The sequence below is a fragment of the Microterricola pindariensis genome (genome assembly GCF_002936985.1).
Taxonomy (GTDB): Bacteria; Actinomycetota; Actinomycetes; order Actinomycetales; family Microbacteriaceae; genus Microterricola; species Microterricola pindariensis.
This window is the reverse complement of sequence record NZ_MPZN01000035.1, coordinates 1-20,819: the sequence shown is the minus strand read 5'-3', so window position 1 is coordinate 20,819 and position 20,819 is coordinate 1. Positions and strand designations below refer to the sequence as shown.

Below are 20,819 nucleotides of genomic sequence, written 5' to 3'. Positions count from 1 at the left end.
CAAGGAGGTCACCGCAAGCCTACGGTCCGAAGCCCGTGGCGGGCCCCCTGGGCCGCGCTCCGCATGGCGAGCGCGGCGTGCCGTCATCCGTTCGCCAGAGAATGCTCACGATGAGCGCGATCCTGAACCATTTGTGGCGGATGGATGCCGCGGCGGGCGATTTCACGGGGGTTGGCTTCGGTCGCTGGCGCTCCCTCGAGCCACCGTGGAAGAGGGAGGCCACCCACGAGCAGACGTGGGAGAGGGAGGGCGCCCGCGCGGGGTTCGCGTTAGCGAGGCGCGAAGGCCCCGCTCAGCGAGGCGAGGATCGCGTCGGCGACCTCGTCGCGACCGCGCTCCGGCTCGAACACGAGCCACTCCAGCCCCGACATCAGCACGGCGCCGAACACACTGGCCGCCATGATCGTGCTCGTTCCGGATGCCGGGGCGCCGGCATCCGCGCCCTGCGCGCCAGACGGCTGCGCGCCAGACAGCTGCGCGCCAGACAGCTGCGCGCCGGGCTCGCTCGCCGGGGAGTTGGCCTCGGCGATGGCCTCGGCGAAGACGGCGAGCGCCTCGTGCCGCAGCGCGAACAGGGTCTTCTGCCAGGCCCGATCGGTGCGGAAGATCTCGCTCGCCATCAGCTTGGCCAGCGAGGCGTTTGCGGCGATCCGGTCGAGCAGTGCCCCCACCAGCGCCTCGATGGCCTCCCAGCCGACGAGGGTGCCGCGGGCGGCCCGCAGGTTCTCGGCGAGCGCGCCGACGCCCTCCTCGAGGAGCGCCTCGAACAGCTGGTCCTTCGAGCTGAAGTTGTAGTACAGGCTGCCCTTGGCGACGCCGGCGCGCTCGGCGACGTCATCCATGGTGGTGCCGGTGATGCCCCTGGTCGCCGCCAGCTCGAGGGCCGCGTCGAGAATGGCGCGTTTCGTTCCGCTGGAGCGACCCATGGGGCATCATCCGTTCTGTGTGGCTGGGGTGGGCTAGATCGACAGCTCGGGGTGCAGCTTGGCGATGGTGAACATGCGCTGCTTGCCTGCACTCCACGCGCTGACTGCGAGCGAGCCGACGAGGATGCCAGCGAGCACGAGCACCGAGATCCACAGTCTAGAGTCCACGCCGCCGGTGATCAGCTCGCGCAGTCCGCTGACCACGTAGGAGGCCGGCATCCAGGGGTGCAGCGCCTGGAAGAACGCCGGTGTCGTCTCGACCGGGTAGGTGCCACCGGAGGAGGTCAGCATCAGCATCAGCAGGACCAGGCTCACCACGCGGCCGGCCGCCGTGCCGAGCAGGATGATGAACATCTGCTGCAGCGCGAGGAAGGCGAGCGTGACCAGGAACATGAAGGCCGAGGTGGCCAACCAGTACTGCGGCTGCAGACCGATGCCGTAGACGAGCACCAGCACCATGATCACGACCTGGCCGGCACCGATCGCCACGGCGGGCAGGAAGCCCGTCATGACGGCGCGGATGCCGCTGGCTCCGGCCGCGAGGGCACGCGTCGGCAGGGCCCGCAGGATCAGCCAGGTGATGAGCGCGCCGACGAAGGTGGCCAGGGCGATGAAGAACGGGGCGAAGCCCTCGCCGAAGCCCTCCGACTTGTTCTGCCAGCTCTCATCGAGCGCGACGGGCTCGGCGAGCACGCCGGCCTTCGCATCGACGTCGGCCGAGCTCATCGCGGGGATGGCGTCGCCGCCCTCGCCGAGCTTCTGCGCCAGTTCCTGGCTGCCGTCGGCGAGCAGGCCCGCGCCCTCCTCGAGAGCGGTGCCGCCCTCGACGAGCTGGCCGCTGCCGTCGACGAGGGTGCCTGTTCCGGCGCTCAGCGTGGCGGCGCCGTCGGCGAGTGTCGATGCGCCGGATGCCGCGGTGGAGACACCGTCGGCCAGCTGCGCGGCCCCGGCCGACAGCTGAGCTGCGCCGTCGGCGAGTTGGGCGGCGCCGGGGGCGCCCGCGCCGAGCTGGCTGGAGAGCTCTCCGACGCCGGCCGTGAACTGGGCGCTCAAACCGGCGTAGCCCTGCACCTGGGCGGCTGCACCCGCGCTCTGGCTGCCCAGTTCGGTCGCACCGGCCTGCAGCTTCTGCAGGCTGGGCAGGAACGCGCTGGCCGGGGTGCCGGCCGGGGCGGCCTGCATGGCGGCGACGAGCTCGTCGATGCCGCCGGAGACCTGGCCGGCGCCGGCGGCGAGTGCCGCCGTGCCCCCGGCGATGGTGTCGGCGCCAGCAGTGAGCTGCTGCGACTTGTCGGCGAGAGTTGCCGCACCGTCGGCCGCCGCCTGCATGCCGCCGGCGAGGGAGTTGGCGCCGGCGACGAGGTCGCCAGACTTCGCGGCGAGGGTGCCGGCCCCGCTGTTGAGGGTGGCCAGGCCGCCGGAGAGGCTCGCGGCCCCCTCGGAGAGGCGGGCCGCGCCATCATCCAGCGACACCGCGCCATCGGCCAGCGAGCCCAGCCCGACGATGAGGGTGCCCGCGCCGTCACGGGCGGTGCTCAGGCCGTCGGCCAGCGTCGTGGCGCCGTCGGCGGCGCTGCGGATGCCGTCACCGGCGTCGTTCAGGCCGACGAGCACGGCGTTGGCCGCCTGCTCGCCGATCTCGGCGCCCACGGCGGAGCGCAGCTGCGCCATCGCCGAGGTGCCGAGCGTCGAGGCGAGGAAGCTGTTCGCGTCGTTGTAGTTCACGTCGACAACGGCCGCGGTGGGGGTGTCTGTGCCGACCGAGATGGCGTTGGCCGAGAAGTCGGCCGGGATGGTGACCGAGAAGTAGTAGTCGCCGGCGGCGACGCCGGTCTGGGCGTCCGCGGCATCCGTCACCTGCCAGCTGAGGTCTCCGCCGTCGAGCAGGTTGTCGACAACATCGTTGCCGGCGGTGATGCGCTCGCCGTCGTTGACGGCTCCGACATCTTCGTTGACGAGCGCGACGGGCAGGTTCTTCAGCTCGTCGGTGGGGGCCCAGAACGCCCAGAGGTAGAGGGCGCCGTAGATCAGCGGGATGAACAGCAGCACGGCGACGGCGATCTTCGGCATCACTCCCTTGCGGAAGCGCTTCAGTTCTGTGCCGGGAGAGAGAACGGCGAGCATCAGGCGAGCTCCTTCGTGAGTTCAGAGAGGCCGTCGACGTCGGCGGGAGTGCTTGCTGGCTGCGCGGCGCGCGGGCCGGCCGGCGCGTTGGCGGCCTGCTGGAGCACCTGGGGCGCGAGGCCCAGCTGCTGCCAGATCACGGTGTCCGGGGCGGCGACGGATGCCACCACGGCCGTTGCCGGCCGCCCCGCCGCACCGCGGCCGAGCGCGTCCAGGCGCGCCCAGAGCACAGAACGGGCTGAGGGCGACTGCAGCTGCTCGACCTGGTCGAAGAACAGAATGCGCGGGCCGCTCATCAGGGCGAGGGCGGTGCGGAACAGCGCGGTCTGCGTCTCGTCGAGGTCCCAGACGAGGGTGGCCGCCGTCGGGAGCGGGGTGGCACCGGGCTCCCCCGGTGCGCCGAAGACAGGCAGGCAGACACGGCGCACGGTGGCGTCATCCGCCCGGGGAATGTTGCGCCACCAGGGCGAGAGCCAGGCCTGGCGCTCGCGGATGGCGGCGCCGATCGTGACCGATTCCTCGAGCGTGTCGATGTCGTGGAATCCGGCGATGGCCGTCTCCTTCTGCACGGCACGCGCCTTGCGGGGCAGCTCGCGCCCGAGAACGGTGAGGCTGCCGGAGCTCGCCTTCATGCGCCCGGCGAGGGTGAGCAGCAGGCTGGTGCGCCCACTGCCGGCCTGGCCGCTGATGACGGTGAGGCCGTCACCGATCTCGGCGCTGAACGGTCCGTAGACCCGGCCGCGGCCCGCGTTGAGGGCGAGTTCTTCCGCCCGCACTATCGACTGCACGTCGATCCTTCCGATTGTTCGTGATGCCAGAACCTTTTGTACTGACTAGTCAGTTTAGACACGGGAGGCACCGTGATGCAAACGCGCTCGGCCACGAAGCCCCTGTGCGGCGCGGCACCCGCTGCCTAGGATTGAGCGCACCGAGGAGGACACATGCTCGTCACACTCGACATGGTCAGCAAGGGGCGCGCTGGTGCGGCGCTCCCCCCGCTCAGCGCCCGATACCGCACCGGCTCGGCCACGCTCGTCGCGGCGGAGACCGAGCGCCGCCCCGCCGTCCTGGCGCTCATCGCGAGCGGCCGGATGCGCCCGGATGCCGGCGTCGTGCGCGTCGACGGCGCAGTCGACGACGGCCTGCTCCGCCGCCGGGTGGCGGTGATCGACGCCCCGGCGGTGAACGACCCCGTCGGCGAGGTCACGCTCTCTGCCGTGGTCGCGGAGGAGCTGATGTTTGCCGGGCGGCCGTCCCACCCGCTCGCCACCTCGCGCATGCTGGCGACGCTCGAGGCCGGCGAGTGGGGCAGGCAGGCGATCGCAGACGTGCCCCCGCGTATGCGCATCCACGTGCTGACCGAGCTCGCCGTGCTGCGGGCGGGCGTGCAGGGCCTGGTCCTGACGGCGCCGGACCGGCACGGCGGCGATCCGCAGGACTGGTGGCGGATCGCGCAGGGTCTCGCCGGGCGCGGGCTCGCCGTGCTCGTGGTGTGCGGCACGGCCGCGAAGGGCGTCATCGACGCAGCGGAGGCCGCGCAGGAGCTGGCCGCGGCGGGCGATTTCGAGGACAGCGCGCGGGATGGGGCGCTGTCATGAAGATCCCACAGATGGTCGCGACCGAGTTTCGCCGCCTCACCCGCAGCCCGATGGCCATCCTGGCCCTGCTCGCCCTCGGCATCGTGCCGCTGCTCTACGGCGGGCTCTACCTCTGGGCCAATCAGAACCCGTACGGCAAGCTCAACGAGATCCCGGTCGCGCTCGTCGTCGAGGACACGGGCGCGGAGGGCCCGAGCGGCTTCACCAACTACGGCGAGCAGATCGCGGACGAGCTCCTCAAGGACGGCACGTTCGCCTGGCACGAGGTGTCTGCGGCCGAGGCCCAGGCCGGCGTCGACGACTCGTCCTTCGACTTCAGCGTGACCATCCCGGCCGACTTCTCCGAACAGCTGGTGAGCTCCTCCGGCAGCGAGCCGCAACAGGCCACTGTGATCCTCACCACCAACGACGCCAACGGATACCTCGCCTCCACGATCGGCGAGACGGCGAGCAAGGAGATCCAGCGGCAGATCGTCGCCACGGTCAACAAGCAGGCGGCGACCCAGTTCCTGGGTGCGCTCGCCACCATCCGGTCCAGCCTCGTCACGGCCGTCGACGGCGCCGGCAAGCTGGTGGCCGGCGCCGCGGAGGCGCAGGCGGGCGCGACGGCCCTGGCCAGCGGCACGGAGCAGCTCGCGGCGGGCTCTGCCACGCTCCGCGACGGGCTCGGCACCCTCGCCGGCGGCGCGGCCGCGCTGCCCGACGCCGCATCGCGGCTCGCCACCGGCGCCGGCCAGGTCGCGGCCGGCAACGCCGAGATCGCCCGCATTGGCGACGAGATCGGCGGCGTGACGCAGGGAGTCGTCGACGATCTGCCCGCCGTGCGCGCCGACATCGCCGCCCGGCTCAGCGCCGCCGGCCTGAGCGAGGCGGAGGTGGCCGCCGCCCTGGCGGCGCTCGACCAGGTCGGCGCGCGCATCGGCGACGGCAATGCGCGCGTTCAGGATGCCGTCGGCAAGCTCGACCTGCTGGCATCCGGCAGCGCAGAGCTCGCCGCCGGCACCAGCGAGCTGGCCGAGCAGGCGCCCGCGCTGGCGCAGGGCGCGCAGGCGGCCGCGAACGGCTCAGCGGCGCTGGCGGATGGCGCCGCCCAGGCCGCGAGCGGTTCCGCGGCGCTGAGCGCCGGTCTCGGCACCCTGCACGGCGGGCTGGAGACGTTGGCCGGCGGGCTGAGCGGGGGCGTTGAGCAGATCCCGGAGAGCACGGAGCAGAGCCGGCAGAACCAGGCGCAGACGATCGCCGACCCGGTCGCGATCGACACCAGCCAGGTGGCCGCCGCCGGCACGTACGGAGCCGGCCTCGCGCCATTCTTCATCGCTCTGGCCGCCTGGATCGGCATCTACGCGCTGTTCCTGATCGTGAAGCCGGTGTCGAACCGGGCGATCACCGCCCTGCACTCGCCGATCAAGATCGCCGTCGCCGGCTGGCTGACCCCTGCCCTCATCGGCACCCTGCAGATGGCGGGTCTGTTCTTCGTCGTCGCCGTCGCCCTCGGCTTCAACTTCTCGAACCCGCTCGCCAGCTACGGCATCATGGCGCTGTCCTCCATGGTGTTCACCGCGATCATCCTCGCGCTCAACGTCTGGCTCGGCAGCGTCGGCCAGTTCATCGGCCTCGTGATGATGGTGCTCCAGCTGGTGACCGCCGGCGGCACCTTCCCCTGGCAGACGCTGCCAGGGCCGCTCGCGGGGCTGCACCACGTGTTCCCGATGAGCTACACGGTCGACGCCATCCGACAGCTCATGTACGGCGGGGACGTGAGCCGGGCCTGGGCCGACCTGGGCGTGCTCGCGACGTGGGGTGCGATCGCCTTCGTCCTGGCGGCGCTGGGCGTCGCCAGGATGACGCACTTCCGCACGCTGCGTGACCTGGAGCCGAGCCTGATCGGCTAGTGGGGCGGCTCAGCCGGCATCCGGGCCATCGAAGAGGCGCTGCGCCGCGGCGACGACGAGTGCCTCTTCCCGCGAGCTCACGCCGAGCTTGCGGTACAGGCTGCGCAGCTGCGACTTGACGGTGTTCACCGAGACGAAGAGCGCCTCGGCGATTTCGGCGGTGCTGCTGGTGGCGACGAGTTCGCGCAGGACGACACGCTCGCGCTCGGAGAGGCTGAGCGCGCGGATGCGGCGCAGCACCGCCGGCACTGCCTGGCCGAGCACCCGGATCGCCTGTGCGGAGCCGCCCGCGTCGGCCAGGGCGCGCAGATCGCGGAGGTCTTCGACGGGGATCAGGGCCAGCGGGGTCATCAGGCCCAAGCCCTCCAGGGTCGCCGCGAGGCTCTCCAGTGCGTCGCGCGCCTCATCGCGGCGGCCGAGCCGGAGCCGGACGGCGCAGGTGAGCGCGGTGAGCTCCGCCCGCAGGCGCGGCGTCATCGGCAGCGGCGCCGCCTCCGCCAGCACGGCGAGGGCGAGATCCGGCGCTTCGCGCACGAGCTCCAGCCGGGCACGGGCCACCAGCACGGCCGGGCCGGGCCGCTTGGCGGTCGGCAGATCGGCCTCCGCCGCACGGAGGTTGCCGGCCGCGAGGTGCAGCGTGCTCGCGGCGATGTCGAGGTCGGCCCGGCCGCGGACGTCGAGGTCGGTGCGGCCGCGCCGCCGGTGCCGTGCCATATTCAGGCGGTCGAGCCCGGCGACCGCACCGGAATAGAGGTCGAGCCTGGCCTGCGCCCCGGCGAAGAGCCCCCAGTGCTCGATCGTGCCGATGTGCTCGTCGATGGCGTTGAGATGCGCCCGCGCTGCCTCGAACTCGAGCGCCTCGATCGCCAGCAGCGCCTGGGCGAGCTGGAAGAGCGAGCCGACGTAGCCGTCGGCCCAGCCCCGCGGCCAGGTCCGCGCCCGGCCCTCTGCGACGATGACGGCCGCCTCAGCCATCTCGCCGATGAGCGCGTGCGTACCGGCCTGCGCCGACAGCACACGCAGGCTGTGCGGGGAGTCCAGCGGAGCCGGGCAGAGCCTGAATGCGGCGAGTGCGGCATCCGGTTCGTCGCCGTAGAGCAGCGAGAGGCCGCACTGGGTCGTGACGGTGGTGCTGAGGAGGCCGAGCTGCTCGCGCTCCTCCTCGCCGAGCGCGCTGAAGCCGTCGAGCGCGCTCGCTGCGACCCGCGCGGCACGCCCGCTCTGCGCGGTGACTCGCAGCGCGGAGCTCACCATGGTGTCCAGCACGATGGCCTCCGTCACGCCCAGGCCGGGGCGCACCGCCTTCGCGCCGAGGATCGCGAGGTCGAAGTACTCGAGCGCGCGCGGGCGCAGCCGGGCGACCTCGTTGTACGAGACGGCGAGCAGCATCGCCAGCAGTGGAAACTGGCGCATCGTCTGCAGAGGCACGGGCGCGAGCACCGCGCGCACCTCCGCCCTGTAGTCGACGAGCAGGCCGTCGAAGCGGCGCGCGGCGGCGGCACTGGCCAGCTCGTACTCGCCGGTCTGCGCGGCCAGCAGGAAGGCGGCCTCGATCCCGTCGTGCGCGAGCAGCCACCCGATGGCCAGCCGACCGGCCGCCTCTGCCTCGCCGCGGGCAGCGAGCTCGCGGCGCAGGATGACGCGCACCAGCGGGGTGAAGTGGAATACCCGCGCGGACGGATCGCCGCCCCAGCTGCCCAGGCCGAGAGATTCCGCCCGGTCGAGCAACCCGGCGGCATCCGCACCGGGACCGGCGATGGTCTCGGCGAGGGTCTCGGCGAGGGTCTCGGCGAGGCCGAGCGGGAGCTCCTCGACGAGCGAGGACTGGCGGGCGAGGGCCAGCAGTCCGCTGTCCTCCGCGCCGAGATCGAGAACAGCCCGGTCGGCCGCGTCCGCGATGGCGAGCAGGTGCCGAGTCAGCTCCACGGCGCTCGGGCGCTCCGGCCAGCTCGGCGCGCCGAGCGCGGCCCGCGTGGCGCGCGGATGGCCCCCGCTGGCGGCGCGCACGAGCCCCACCGTCACGTCGTCGGCGGGGAGGCCGGCGGCGGCGAGCAGCTCGGCCGTCTCGGCGGTGGTGAAGGCCAGCTCCGCGCCGTCGACGACGACGGTGTCCACGGCCATGCGCATGGCGGGCGATTCGAGCAGGCCGCGCTCGCGGGTGGCGGCGCCGACGACGAGCATCGGCACGACGGCGAGAACCGAGACGAGTTCTGTGACCGTCTGCGGGGCGAGGTGCTCCGCGCCGTCCAGCGCGAGGACGATGGGCTGGTCGAGCCCGCGCAGGCCGGCCTGGATCAGCGGCACGCGCCCGCGCGAGGCGGGCAGTTCGGCGGTGTCACGCCACGCCTCGCCGACGGCCTTGCCTGCGGCATCCGGAACACCCTGCAGCACGGCGCGCCAGAACGGTTCCGGGTCGGACAGCGTCGCATCGAGATCCAGCCAGATCACGGTTGCCCGCTGTTGCCTGGCCCAGTCGGCCAGCAGCGTGCTCTTGCCGCTGCCGCCGCTGCCGCGGATCACGACGAGGGCGGCGCGCCTGTTCAGCCTGCGCAGCAACCGCGGCCTGCTCAGCAGGTGACGCTCGGGGAACGGCACGGCCTGGACGGTGGTGCTGCTGCTGAGCATTCGGGCTGGTCTCGTTCCTCGCTTTAGCTAGAAACTATCACCCAACGAAGCGGGCGCCGGGGCAATGCCCCGGCGCCCGCTACTGGCTCGTCGACTACTCGGTTGCTCGGCCGTTCACGCGACGGCGTCGGCCGACGAACAGCAGCACACCACCCAGGCCGAAGATCAACAGCGCCGTGCCGGCGATTGCGGCCGCCTGCACACCCGTGCTGCTCAGCCCGTCGGCGGGCGGAGCGGTAAAGGTGTTCGTCACCGTCACCGTTGCCGAACCGACGGCGCCGGCCGCGATCACGAAGCTGGCGGTTGGGCCGTCGGTGACCTCGTCGCCGACCGTCACGGTCGTCTTCGTCGCGTTTCCGGTGTCGGTTTCGGTGACGGTGCACTCCACACCGGCCGGCAGCGTGTCATCCGTGACCGTCAGGTCCTTGCTGCCGCCGATCTCGTGCACGGCGTCGCGCACAATCAGCCCGGGTGCCGGGTACTGCTCGTTGACGAGCACACAGGACAGCGCGACGGGGAAGCTGCGCTTCACGGTGTCTGCCGCGGTGCCGTCGACGACCTTGCGCAGCGTGACGGATGCCGCGGCGAACTCGTTCACGACCGACACCGTGTTCGCGCCGCCCACGGCGAGCAGTGGGTCGAGCGCGAGGCTGAGCCCGGTGACGGCCGTCTTCGCCGCGCCCTGCTCGGACACGATCGTGGTGCCGAGGGCACCTCGGGTGTCCGTCTCGGTGATCTCGCAGTCGGCGCCCTCCGGCAGCTGCGTCCAGCTGACGCTCTCGCCGGCGGCGAGCTTCTGCAGGCGCGGTTCCGCGGCCGAGACGCTGTTGCCGTCGAGGGTGCAGGAGAGCGCGAGCTCGAACTCGCCGTGGTCGAACGGCTCCCCGTCGGCGCCCAGGATCGCGGACTCCACCGTCTTCGTCGCGGTGACCGCGGCGAAGTTGAAGGTGTTCTCCACGACCAGCTCCGGCTGCGGCTGATCAGCCGCGTCCAGCACGCTGGCGTCGGTCGCCACGGTGAAGGTGTACCCGTCCGCGGCGTCCCCGACGAGGGTCGTGCCGACCGCGTCGGTGATCCGGCTTGCGCCGGCCCCGCCGTTGCCGGTCTCGCTGAGCGCGCACTCCGCGCCGGTCGGCAGACCGGTGAAGAGAGCCGACGGCGCGGCCGCGCTCACGGTGCGCGCGCTGCCCCCGGCAACCGCAATCGCCTGGCCGTTCAGCGTGCAGCTGAGCTCGAGGGTGAAGTCCCCGGTGCCGAACGCGGCGGCCGCGTCACCGACGATGGCCTTGGTGACCGCGAGCGAGCCGCTCAGGTACCAGTTGCTCACGGTGACGAGCGTGCTGCCGGCGTTCGGGATCGTGACCAGCCCAACGGTGAGGTCGGAGCCGTCGTTCGGCTCAATCACCACGGAGTCGGCGCCCTGCAGGCCCTGCTCCACGATGGAGCACTCGGTGCCGACGATGAGTTCGCCCAGGCTCGCGCTGAAGCCGTTGCCGGCGTTCAGGGCAAGCATCGTCGTCACCGGGTCCTCGCCGGCGAGGGTGCAGACCACGGCGATGTCGAACGTCTTGTCGGTGCCCACTGTCGCGGCGCCACCTTCAAGGCGCTTCTGCACGACCAGAGCCGAGGAGTCGAACAGGTTGGTGAAGCCGACCGTGTTCTGCAGTTCGCCACTCGCGTCGGCGGTCAGCTCCGGGATCTCCACGGTGCTGGTCGCCTGGTCGACGACCGGCGGGAGTGTCGCGTCCACGACGGTCACGCTGCTCACGGTGCTGTCCGCGCCGCGGGCGTCGGTCTCGGTCACGGTGCACTCCGAGCGGGCCGGGAGCCCGGTGAAGTCGCGGTGCTGCCCCGCGTTGAGGGTGAACGAGGTCAGCGGCAGCACCTCCGTGCCCTCAAAGGTGCACTGGGCGCTGAAGCCGAAGCGGGTCGGCAGGCTGCTGACCGTCGATCCGGTCTGCACCGTCTTCTCGACGCGCAGGCCGGCCAGCTCGTAGACGTTGTCGACGGCGATCTCTGCGGCGTCGCTCGTGCTGCTGACGGTCACGGATGCCGGGGTGGCCGTCCACGACGTCTGGCCGGCGTCGGACTCGTCGATGGAGCAGACGCTGCCGAGCGGCAGGTCTCCGATCGAGGCGGGCACGCCCGGCTCGAGGGTGACCGCTCCGCCATCCGGCAGGGTCAGCGCGGCGCCCTGCCAGCTGCAGCTGACGGTCGCGTCGAACGTGGCCGGGGCGAAGGAGGACCCCGCACCGCTCACGGTCTTGGTGATCTCCAGCGAGCCGTTCTCGAAGGTGTTGGTGATTTCCACCTCCACGGGCGAGTTGCTGTCACCCACCGTGACGACGCCGCCGTTCGGGCTGATCGTCGAGCTCTGCGCGTGGCCGAGACCGGTCTCGCTCACGGTGCACTCCGCGCCGGTCGGGAGGCCGTCGTAGGCGACGGCGTCCGCCACGGTCAGGGCGCGCTCAGCTCCACCGGGGATGGCGATGGGCTGGCTGACGCCATTCACATCCCTGGTGCAGGAGAGCTCGATCGTGTACTCGTCGTCGATGGCCGGGGCCAGCGAGGCGGCAGGTGCGCCGGCCAGCAGCTTGACGACGTTCACGGTGCCCGTGGTGAAGGTGTTCGTCACCGTCACCGCCGTGGGTACGCTGGCGTTCGCGCCGACGGTGAAGCTGCTCGGCGAGAAGGCGGTGCCATTGGCTCCGCCCTTGTCCGGCTCGGTGACGGTGCAGTTTGCTCCGGTCGGCAGGCCGGCCACGTTCCACACCGGGGCGGTCTTGGTCAGCACCTTCGTGCCGTCGAACACCGTCTGCGGGTTGGCCGAGGCGAGCGTGCAGCTGAGGCCGACGGTGAAGGACTCGTTGCCCCACGCGGTGGACCCGTTGCCTGCGAACGCCTTGGTGATGGTGGCAGCGCCGACGGTGAATACATTTTTCATGACGAGTGCGCTGGTGAAATCACCCTGTGCGTCATCCGCCGTCAGGGTGAAGGAGGACGTCGGGCCGGTGCCCGCAACCGGCGCGGAGCCGGCCTGGGTGAACACCGAACTGGTCGAGGATGCGCCGCCGCGGCCGGTCTCGGTGACGGAACACGTGGCCCCGGCGGGCAGAGCGGTGAACTCCTTGACCCCGTCAATGCCGAGGGAGAACGTCTCGTTCAGCACGGTGTTGCCGAGGAACTGGCAGCTGGCGCGGAAGTTGTACGGCCCGGAGTAGACGATTCCCTCGCCATCCTGGTTCAGCGCACCGCCGGAATCGACGGTCTTGGTCACCGAGAACCCGGCGTACTCGTAGCTGTTGGTGACCTCGATCAGGTTGTGCTCAGGCGCGTCCTCGAACGGGTGGTGCACGTCGGCGCGGTCGCCGAACCCGCGCAGCGCCTCAATGCTGCCGGAGCGCCCGTTGGCACCCGCGGGGTCGTAGCTGGCCGTTGCGCCCTGGCTGGGGAGCTCTCCGGCCGTGCAAGTCGAGAACAGCGGAAGGTTGGTGCCCGCGCCGTAGTACAGCACGGTTCCATTGGCGGCGACGGTCGCGGTGGACCGGTTGACGCCGCCCGCGCCGACGAGGGTGACCGGGGTCACACCGGAGACGCACTGCAGGCCGACGTCGTAGCCGCTCGGCAGGGGCGCCGTCCAGCCCGCAGGCGTGTCAATGTTCTTCTTCAGCGCGATCACGCCGGTGGGGGCGGCCACGCCGGCCCGGACGGGTTCGACCGGGCCCTGGTAGATCTCGACACCGGCGTCGGTGCCGCGCGAACCGGCGGCAACCGTGTTCCAGGCGATGGGCAGACCGCTCGCGACCGCGGCATCCGACACCCACGGGGTGCGGGTCTCGAAGGTCAGCGACGCGGCTCCACCCGGAGCCAAGCCGGCGCCGGTCGCGAAGCTGATCACGAACTTCACGGCCTTGGCCGCGGCGAGCTCAGACTCGGCGGTGTTGGCGTCGAACGGTGTCCAGACGCGCGTGCTGACGTCGCGGTAGCAGGCGTCGTTCGTCGGGATGTCGCCGACGCGGGCGGTGTACTCGATGTCCTTGCCGTTGCAGGCACGCGCCGGCGTGACGTTCGTGTAGAACGAGCTGACCGTGGCGCCCGGAGCATTGCTCGCGACGTTGCCGAGCAGCGTGGGAGACCACGCGGAGCCTCGCTTCGGAGCGGTCACAACGCCGGTGTCGTTCACTGCCGGAAGCACGTCAATGGCGACGATGGAATCGCTGGCCATGTTGCCGCGGTTCGTGAAGGTCATGCGCCAGGACTCGACGCCGCCGGGTCGGGTGATCGGCACACAGCTGTTCGTGTAGTACCCACCGCCGGCGTTCGGCGTGGCGCAGGCGGCCGCAGAGCCCGATGCCGACGTGCTCAGCACGCCGAGGTCGTCGTAGTTGACGTCGCCGGGCTGCGCGTCCGGAACACCGGCTGCCACGCCCTTGACGGCCTTGGCCACACCGATCGGGGCCGACGCCGCCGGGTTGACCGTCGTCAACGCCTCACAGGAGGCGACGTTCGTCGTGTCCGTGCGGGGACGGTTGTTCAGCGTCGACTCGCACCGCTCGAAGACACGATCGCTGGTCGCGGTGATGGAGTTCTCGACGGGGGTACTCGGCACGAGGCCGAGGCGGAACATCAGCGCGGCCTGGATGACGATCTTGTCGCCCGGCTTGAAGACGAAGGACGCCGGGACGGTGATCGCGACCGCTCCACTGCTCTCGTCGAGGGACGCGGAGAAGCCGGTGTTGGGCAGCGCACCAGTGGCTTGGTTGGAGAGTGTGAACTTGAAGACCGGGTCGGCGCCCGTCATCGGAACGAGGAGCGCGCCCCCACCGTCGACGGCGATCTGGTCGGCGAGCTTCAGCCCGGTGATGTTCCAGTCGCCGGTGTTCGTGATCGTCATGGCGTACGGGATGCTGAAGTCCGGCGGGTACTGCTGGGAGACCGCGCCTCCGGCGCCGTTGCCCGGCGCCTTCTCCACCTTGATGCGGTTGACACGGTGCTGGAGCACCGTGTTGGCCGAGTCAGCGGCGTCGCCGGTCCAGAGGGTTGCCGGCGCCTGCGGCGTCCCCCACGAGCCGTCTCCGTGCACGTCGAGCACGTTGCTGGTCGTGCCCTGGACCGTCTCGCCCGGGGCGGCGCTCAGACCGACACCGATCCGGGTGGTCGGCGCAAGGTAGCTGTCGACTTCGCCGCCAGGGCCGACGCGCAAGTTCTCCAGGCGCGTCGCATTGACCTTGATGACGACCTGCGGGTTTCGCGGGCGCTCCCAGTTGCTCGAGGCGTTGTCGCGGCGCACCTCAAAGCGCACACCGCGCACGTCGGCGGCTGTGATGCCGTCCGGCAGCTTCGGGGTGATGGTGCCGTTCGTGGCGGCGTCCTCCCAGTTGCCCCTGACCCAGCACGCGCTGAGATCGGTGTCGGACTCGCAGGTGTGCGTCAGCACCGAGCCGACCAGGGAAGCTTCGACGCCGACCAGCACCGAGGTGCGCAGCTGACGCACGCCGGTCGGCAGCGACACCTGGGGCAGAGACGCCAGCTCGAACGCGTTCCAGAAGGTCGGCGTGGTGTCGGAGATCGTGAGCTTGGTGGTGCGCACGTTGCCGGTCGGCTGCCCGGTGAGGGTCAGCTGGTACCCGGTGCGGGGTTGGTCCTCGAAGCGGGTGGCGGGGGCGAGCGTCTTGTCCGCCAGCACGCCGTAGGTGGCGGCAACGAACCCGACGGTGGCTTCGGAGGTGCCCTCTGCCTCGTCAATTGTGTGCCCACCCGGGCGGCTGGCATCGGTGTGGGCCACATTCCGGGCCTGGTTGCCGACGGCGACCGCGGTGCCTGGGCTGTCACGCTGGAACTCTCGCATCTGGAAGGTGAGCTCCAGCGTGCTCGATGCGCCAGACACGATCGTGGCCCTGGTCGGGTCAGAGTGCGCGACACTGACGCCGATCACATCCGCCAGCGCAGTGGCTGTCAGGGCCTGGGCCTGGGCGATCGTGTAATCGGTGGTGGCGCCGCCCACCCTGGTCAGCGTGACCGTCGATGTCGTCGCGGCGTCCGGCACGGTGATGCGGCCGATCGCGTACAGGTTGAGCCAGTTGTATGCGGTCGGGGCGGCCTGCGCGGCAGCAGGGTCCGAGACGCTCAGGGTGTCTACCTTGACTCCCTGCTGGGTCGTGTTCGTCGCAACGATGGTTGCGGTCACCAGTGGGTACTTGCCGGCGTCGGTCCCGGCCGGCGGGACCGGCAGCTCGTTCTGGTCGAACGTCTTCGTGATCTCGACGTTGACCGGGGTGTCGCGAATCGTGATCGTGTCATCGGCGTTCTGGGACACGTTGTGCGCACCCTGCCCGCTGAGGTTCACCGTGTTCTTCACGAGGCCGCGCACGCCGGTGTTGTAGGTGTCGGTGTGGATGTCGCCGACGACTGGCCCGCCGCTGCGCTTCTTCTGGCGGATCTGGAAGGTGAGGTCGAGTCCGCGTTCGTGGTTGTACGACGCGGCGACTCCACTGTCGACAGGGGGCGCGACCTCCGAAGTGCGCTTGGAACCCTCGGCGTAGGTCAGGCGCACGGCCAGAGTCGAGGCGCGCTCGGCAGCTGTCAGCACGTAACCGGGGAATGCGCCGTCGCAGGCGGCGGAAGGGGTGCAAACCTGTCCGGTGATGTCGTCCCAGGTGTCGGAGGCGTCGTTGAACAGCTCGACGCGCTCAACCTTGTCGTAGGCGATCAGCGGGTCGAGCGCAGGGGTGATCGGCTCGATCTTGGCCAGGTCGAAGGCGTCGTAGACGGAGGCCTGGATGTTGCCGAAAGCGGCGCCGGGGGTTGGGTCGTCCACAACGGTGACCGTGGTGAAGGGCAGCCCCTCGGTTGACCAGCTGAGGCGCGCGGTGCGCTGCTCATCGCTGAACGCATACACCTCGTCGCTCAGCCAGCGCTTCTCGATCAGGTCGGGACCGACACCGGCACCGTCCAGCGGTTTGAGGCTGATCGTGTCGTCGGCCTCTGCCTTGTTGTCGGCCGGTGTGGTGTCGTTCGGGTTGCTGACCGCGGCGGACACCCGGTTCGCCACAACAAGCGGATCGGCGGCCTTGGCCGCGTCGGCGACGCTGCCGCTCCCGTCGCGGAACTCGTCGCGCGTCTGCACGCTCAGGTAAGGCGCGGCCGTGAACCCGGGCGGCAGGAGTTTGCCGTCCTTGCCGGTGTAGACGAACTGCACGCCCTGGATGGTGTCTTTGAGCGCGTTCGGCACGGTGAAGTCCCAATTTGCGCTGCCCTCGATCAGGCCGGCGCCCGCAAAAGTCTGCCAGTCGGAGCCGTCCCAATACTTCACCGTGAGGTTGGCGTTGCTGGGCACGCCGGCGGTGACCCGCGCAAGGTTGAAGGTGTTCCAGAACTCGCTCGGAGTGGCGGTGTCGGCGGGGTCGGTGATGGTGAGGTGCTCGGAGCCGACGGTGGACGCATTCGACCCGGCGTCGTTGACGGCGCCGACGATGGAGACGGAACTCACCGCGCCGGGCGCGGCCCACAGCTCCTCGCGCGCGATGTTCTTCTCGACGCTGGTCGAGACGCGCGCCGGCTGGCGTGTGAGGTCGTCCTGCGCGTCGTCGATGCCGGTTTTGCCATGGACGTCGGTGACGGTGGCGGTCGTCTCATTGGTATTGGTGACGTCGTCCGCGCCAGGGACCGGCTGCGCGGTCACGGTGAACGAGATGTCGGTGGTCGCGTTGGCCTGGATCGGTCCGGTGAAGCGCACGGTGAAGCCGACTACAGTCTTCCCCGCCGGTGCGGCGGGGAGCGTGTCAACACCGGCCGCGGCGATGGTCTCGAAGGTTCCGTCCGCGTAGTCGTACTCGACGCTCGCAGCATCGGCGTTGGCCGGCCACTCGAGGTCGTCCGTGAAGCCACCGAAATCGAGACCCTGGGCGGCGAGGTCTGCAGCGCCAGGCGACGGCTCCGCGATGACGAGCTCGGTCACCGCGCGATTGCCATTCGTCGCGGTGATCAGCGCGGTGGTCGACTCGCCGGCGAGCAGGGCGTCCTTCGTGAACACCTTGGTGACGCCCACCTGCGGGCCGGTGTTGCTGACGACGACGTCGGCCGGGGCGGTCTTCGGCGGGGTCGCGGTGGCCCCGAGCGTGACGTGCGACGCGGCGGTGTTGGGGATCGTCACCGACTGATCCTGCGGGATCGTGCTCACGGTGCTGTTGGTGACCGTGTTGATGACGATTGCGGCCTGGCCGTCCGCCGGGCTCGGCGGCAGCTGGCCGCCGTTCTTGCTGAACGTGAACCGGAGGCCCTTGACATCGGTCAACGGATCGATGGCCGGGATGCCGGTGGTGTCGGCGGGGATCGGGCCGGTCGCATAGGCCTCAACCCAGTCGCCGAGGGCGTCGCGGTACTCGATTTTCACCCGGTCCGCGCCGGTCGGCGCCGTGATCGAGCCGATCCCGGAGAAGTCGAGGTATCCGCCCAGCGGGCTCGTCGACCCGTCGGCCGGGTCCTGGATGACGAGGGTATCGACCGCGCGGTTCGAGGCGTTGCCGCCGCCGACGGTGTATACGACGGGCTGATCTGCAACAGCCGGAACCGTTGCCCCGGCTACCTGCTTGTTGTCGACCGACTTGGCGACGCTCGAGTCCAGAACCACGGGCACTTCGAGCGTGATGCTAGCCGGGCTCTCAACTGCCTCCGCGTTCGAGGCTGTCGCGTGAGCGACGTTGACGAGTTCGGTGCCGTCGAGGTCACCGCTGACGTTGGCAGGAACCTTCACGTACACGGCGATGGAGTACGTTTCGCCGCCCAGGATGCCCGTCCCGCTCTCGCCCTTGGCGGTGAAGTCAACGGTGAAGGACGTGCCGTCCAGCGTGACCGTGGGAGCCGAGACTCCCTGCACCCGGACCGGGTCCGGCACGCCATCGTCGAAGACCAGCGGTGCGGGCAGGGCGTCGGTGAGTTGCGCGTCGGTGCAGACGTCGGCGCTCACAACGTTGCAGCGGAGCTCGATCGTGTAGCTGAAGGTCTCGCCGGGGGCGTACGGGGAGGTGTTCGGCGCGGTCACCGTCTTGGTGAGGGCGAGCTCCGACTCGATCTCGGCCGCGTGCGACTGGCCACCGTCAACTCCGCCGACGACGAGCCCTCCCGCCAGCAGCGCCACAACCGAGAGGAACGCGGCCGCCACGGAGAAGAGGCGCGTCTGCCCGAGGTACCGTCGACGCGGTGCGCGGTGGGCAGGCGCGCTGGAGCGCAAACGTGGAACAGGCATGGATATCCCCCTGGGCTGCGGATCGGGCGTGCAGCCCGGTCGCGCGACATTCTCGTCACCGAGAACTTCGGGCACGTGCGTCTAGGGCGGGCTACGCTTCCAGAATCCCAGTCCGAGTGGCTGTACCCCAAACTGTCCCCCGTAGTGAGGACCGATTTCACCCCGAAAATCACCCTTTGCACCCCGAACTGGGGGCGCTTTGTCCCTAACCGAGGCGCGGGCCTACTGCGTGGAGAAGTCCACGTGCTGCATCACCCAGGAGTGCATCGTCACGGCCGCGGCCGCGCTGGCGTTGATCGAGCGGGTGGAGCCGAACTGGGTGATCTCGACGACCGCGTCGGCGGCGGCGATCGCCTCGGGCGAGAGGCCGGGCCCCTCCTGGCCGAACAGCATGAGGCAGCGCTCGGGCCAGGTGAACGTCTCGATCTTCACGCAGCCGGGAACGTTGTCGATCGCGATGATCGGCAGCCCCTCCGCGCGCGCCCACTCGACGAGCTCGTCGACGGTGGAGTGGTGCAGCACGTGCTGATAGCGGTCGGTGACCATGGCGCCGCGCTTGTTCCAGCGCCGCCGGCCGACGATGTGCACGGTGTCGGCGGCGAAGGCGTTGGCGCTGCGCACGATCGAGCCGATGTTCATGTCGTGCTGCCAGTTCTCGATGGCGACGTGGAACGGATGCCGGTGCTCGTCGAGGTCGGCCACGATGGCCTCCATGCGCCAGTACCGGTAGCGGTCGATCACATTGCGGGTGTCACCGTGCGCGAGCAGCTCGGGGTCGTAGTAGTCCTCGTCCGGCCACTCCTCGCGGCCGCCGGGCCACGGCCCGACGCCCCAGGTGCTGAGTTCGACGGTCGGGGTCGGCGCGATGACCTCCGCGCCCCGGCCTTCATCACCGTCGGCCGCGGCATCCTGCGTCTGCTCATTCACCACACAAGGCTACTTCCCCCGCGCCCCCTCCCGGTTGCCGCAAATCAGGGGTGCGGTGCGCGCGGACCCCCGATGTGTGGCAACCGGGAGGCAGGCGCGAGGGCTTTTAGGCGTGCCTAAAAGTTGCTATGTTTTAGGCATGCCTAAAACACTCAACGACGAGCAGGCGCGGGGAGCGGGAACCGCCACGAGCCCCGCCGCGAGCCCTGCCCAGCGCCGTGCCGCGCGCCTCGGCCGCGGCGGTCAGCACCGGATTCTCTGGCTGCTCGGCCCCGCCCTCGTGGCCGGCGTCGCCTACCTCGACCCGGGCAACGTCGCCAGCAACATGACCGCCGGTGCCGAGTACGGCTACCTGCTCGTCTGGGTGGTCGTCGCCGGCAATGTGATGGCCTGGCTGATCCAGTACCTCTCGGCCAAACTCGGCATCGTCACGGGCAAGAGCCTGCCCGAGCTGCTCGGTTCCCGCATCCGCAACCGGCACGCCCGCCGCAGCTACTGGCTGCAGGCCGAGCTCGTGGCGATGGCCACCGACCTGGCCGAGATCATCGGCGGCGCCGTCGCGCTCAACCTGCTGTTCAACCTGCCGCTGATCTGGGGCGGCGTCATCACCGGCACCGTGTCGATGGTGATGCTCGCCGTGCAGACCCGACGCGGCCCCCGCGTGTTCGAGCGCGTCATCATCAGCCTGCTCGCCATCATCGCCATCGGCTTCACCGCCGGCGTCTTCATCGCGCCACCGTCACCCGAGGGGGTGCTGGGCGGGCTGGTCCCCCGCTTTGAGGGAACCAACTCGGTGCTGCTGGCCGCGTCCATCCTCGGCGCGACGATCATGCCGCACGCGATCTATGCCCACTCGGCGCTCGCCCGCGACCGTTTCGAGGTGCGGGCATCCGGGCTCACCACGAAGCGCCTGCTGACCGCCACCCGCTGGGACGTCTCGATCGCGATGGTCATCGCGGGCAGCGTCAACCTCGCCATCCTGCTGCTCGCCGCCGCGAACCTGCAGGGCGTCGCCGGCACCGACAGCCTCGAGGGCGCCTATGCGGCGCTGCACGACTCGATGGGCGCCGTCGTCGCCACCCTGTTCGCTGTCGGGCTGCTCGCCTCCGGGCTGGCCTCCACCTCGGTCGGCGCGTACGCCGGCGCCGAGATCATGCACGGCCTGCTGCACGTGCGGGTGCCGCTCGTGGCCCGCCGGCTCGTGACGCTGATCCCGGCGCTGCTGATCCTCGGCAGCGGTTTCGACCCGACCCAGGCGCTCGTGCTGAGCCAGGTGGTGCTCTCCTTCGGCATCCCGTTCGCCCTGGTGCCGCTGGTCTGGCTGACGGCGAAGGCCGGCGTGCTCGGCGCGTACCGCAACCGCTGGGTGACGACCTCGGCGGGCGCCGTGGCGTCCGTTCTGCTCATCACGCTCAACGTCACCCTGCTCGTGCTGCTGTTCGGCGGATAGTCTGGGGTCGATGCCTGCCACGACCCCCGCCAT

Annotated in this window: 9 protein-coding genes; 3 read left to right on the top strand and 6 right to left on the bottom strand. The window is 70.7% G+C overall.

Going from position 1 to position 20,819, the window contains the following annotated elements:
- Window positions 1-269: 269 nt before the first annotated feature.
- Genes GY24_RS11040 through GY24_RS11030 form a run of 3 tightly spaced genes read right to left on the bottom strand, consistent with a single transcriptional unit; the run spans window position 270 to window position 3,838 of the window.
- Entirely contained in the window at window positions 270-926 is a 657-nt protein-coding gene (locus GY24_RS11040) for a TetR/AcrR family transcriptional regulator (RefSeq protein WP_104475704.1), read from the bottom strand.
- Window positions 927-959: 33 nt separating this feature from the next.
- Window positions 960-3,050 (bottom strand): YhgE/Pip domain-containing protein, encoded by a 2,091-nt coding sequence (locus tag GY24_RS11035; RefSeq protein WP_104475702.1) that lies wholly within the window; start codon window positions 3,048-3,050, stop codon window positions 960-962.
- A complete protein-coding gene (locus GY24_RS11030; protein ID WP_133161179.1) occupies window positions 3,050-3,838 on the bottom strand; it encodes an ATP-binding cassette domain-containing protein in 789 nt (262 codons plus the stop codon). The genes GY24_RS11035 and GY24_RS11030 overlap by 1 nt, the downstream gene beginning before the upstream one ends.
- Window positions 3,839-3,991: 153 nt before the next feature.
- Between GY24_RS11030 and GY24_RS11025 the strand changes: the two genes are divergently transcribed.
- Together GY24_RS11025 and GY24_RS11020 are read left to right on the top strand one after the other, a co-directional pair.
- Window positions 3,992-4,648 carry a hypothetical protein gene (locus GY24_RS11025; RefSeq protein ID WP_193953567.1) on the top strand — a complete coding sequence of 219 codons (657 nt, stop codon included), beginning with the start codon at window positions 3,992-3,994 and terminating at the stop codon, window positions 4,646-4,648.
- Window positions 4,645-6,540 carry a YhgE/Pip family protein gene (locus GY24_RS11020; RefSeq protein WP_104475698.1) on the top strand — a complete coding sequence of 632 codons (1,896 nt, stop codon included), beginning with the start codon at window positions 4,645-4,647 and terminating at the stop codon, window positions 6,538-6,540. The genes GY24_RS11025 and GY24_RS11020 overlap by 4 nt, the downstream gene beginning before the upstream one ends.
- A gap of 9 nt (window positions 6,541-6,549) precedes the next feature.
- On the opposite strand, the gene GY24_RS11015 is transcribed toward GY24_RS11020, so the two are convergent.
- From GY24_RS11015 to GY24_RS11005, 3 genes are all read right to left on the bottom strand, one after another.
- The gene (locus tag GY24_RS11015; protein ID WP_104475696.1) at window positions 6,550-9,165 is read right to left on the bottom strand and encodes a LuxR C-terminal-related transcriptional regulator; all 2,616 of its coding nucleotides are present in this window, start codon (window positions 9,163-9,165) and stop codon (window positions 6,550-6,552) included.
- Window positions 9,166-9,259: 94 nt separating this feature from the next.
- Entirely contained in the window at window positions 9,260-18,409 is a 9,150-nt protein-coding gene (locus GY24_RS11010; RefSeq protein ID WP_133161178.1) for a DUF5979 domain-containing protein, read from the bottom strand.
- Between the two features lie 222 nt (window positions 18,410-18,631).
- Window positions 18,632-19,276 carry a TrmH family RNA methyltransferase gene (locus GY24_RS11005; protein WP_104475726.1) on the bottom strand — a complete coding sequence of 215 codons (645 nt, stop codon included), beginning with the start codon at window positions 19,274-19,276 and terminating at the stop codon, window positions 18,632-18,634.
- 199 nt (window positions 19,277-19,475) lie between these two features.
- Between GY24_RS11005 and GY24_RS11000 the strand changes: the two genes are divergently transcribed.
- Complete coding sequence (locus tag GY24_RS11000) at window positions 19,476-20,786, top strand: Nramp family divalent metal transporter (protein ID WP_104475692.1); 1,311 nt, start codon at window positions 19,476-19,478, stop codon at window positions 20,784-20,786.
- Window positions 20,787-20,819 lie beyond the last annotated feature (33 nt).

Coding starts and splice junctions, on each gene's coding strand:
- GY24_RS11040 (WP_104475704.1), bottom strand. CDS start 926: ATGGGTCGCTCCAGCGGAACGAAACGCGCCATTCTCGACGCGGCCCTC.
- GY24_RS11000 (WP_104475692.1), top strand. CDS start 19,476: ATGCCTAAAACACTCAACGACGAGCAGGCGCGGGGAGCGGGAACCGCC.
- GY24_RS11025 (WP_193953567.1), top strand. CDS start 3,992: ATGCTCGTCACACTCGACATGGTCAGCAAGGGGCGCGCTGGTGCGGCG.
- GY24_RS11035 (WP_104475702.1), bottom strand. CDS start 3,050: ATGCTCGCCGTTCTCTCTCCCGGCACAGAACTGAAGCGCTTCCGCAAG.
- GY24_RS11015 (WP_104475696.1), bottom strand. CDS start 9,165: ATGCTCAGCAGCAGCACCACCGTCCAGGCCGTGCCGTTCCCCGAGCGT.
- GY24_RS11010 (WP_133161178.1), bottom strand. CDS start 18,409: ATGCCTGTTCCACGTTTGCGCTCCAGCGCGCCTGCCCACCGCGCACCG.
- GY24_RS11020 (WP_104475698.1), top strand. CDS start 4,645: ATGAAGATCCCACAGATGGTCGCGACCGAGTTTCGCCGCCTCACCCGC.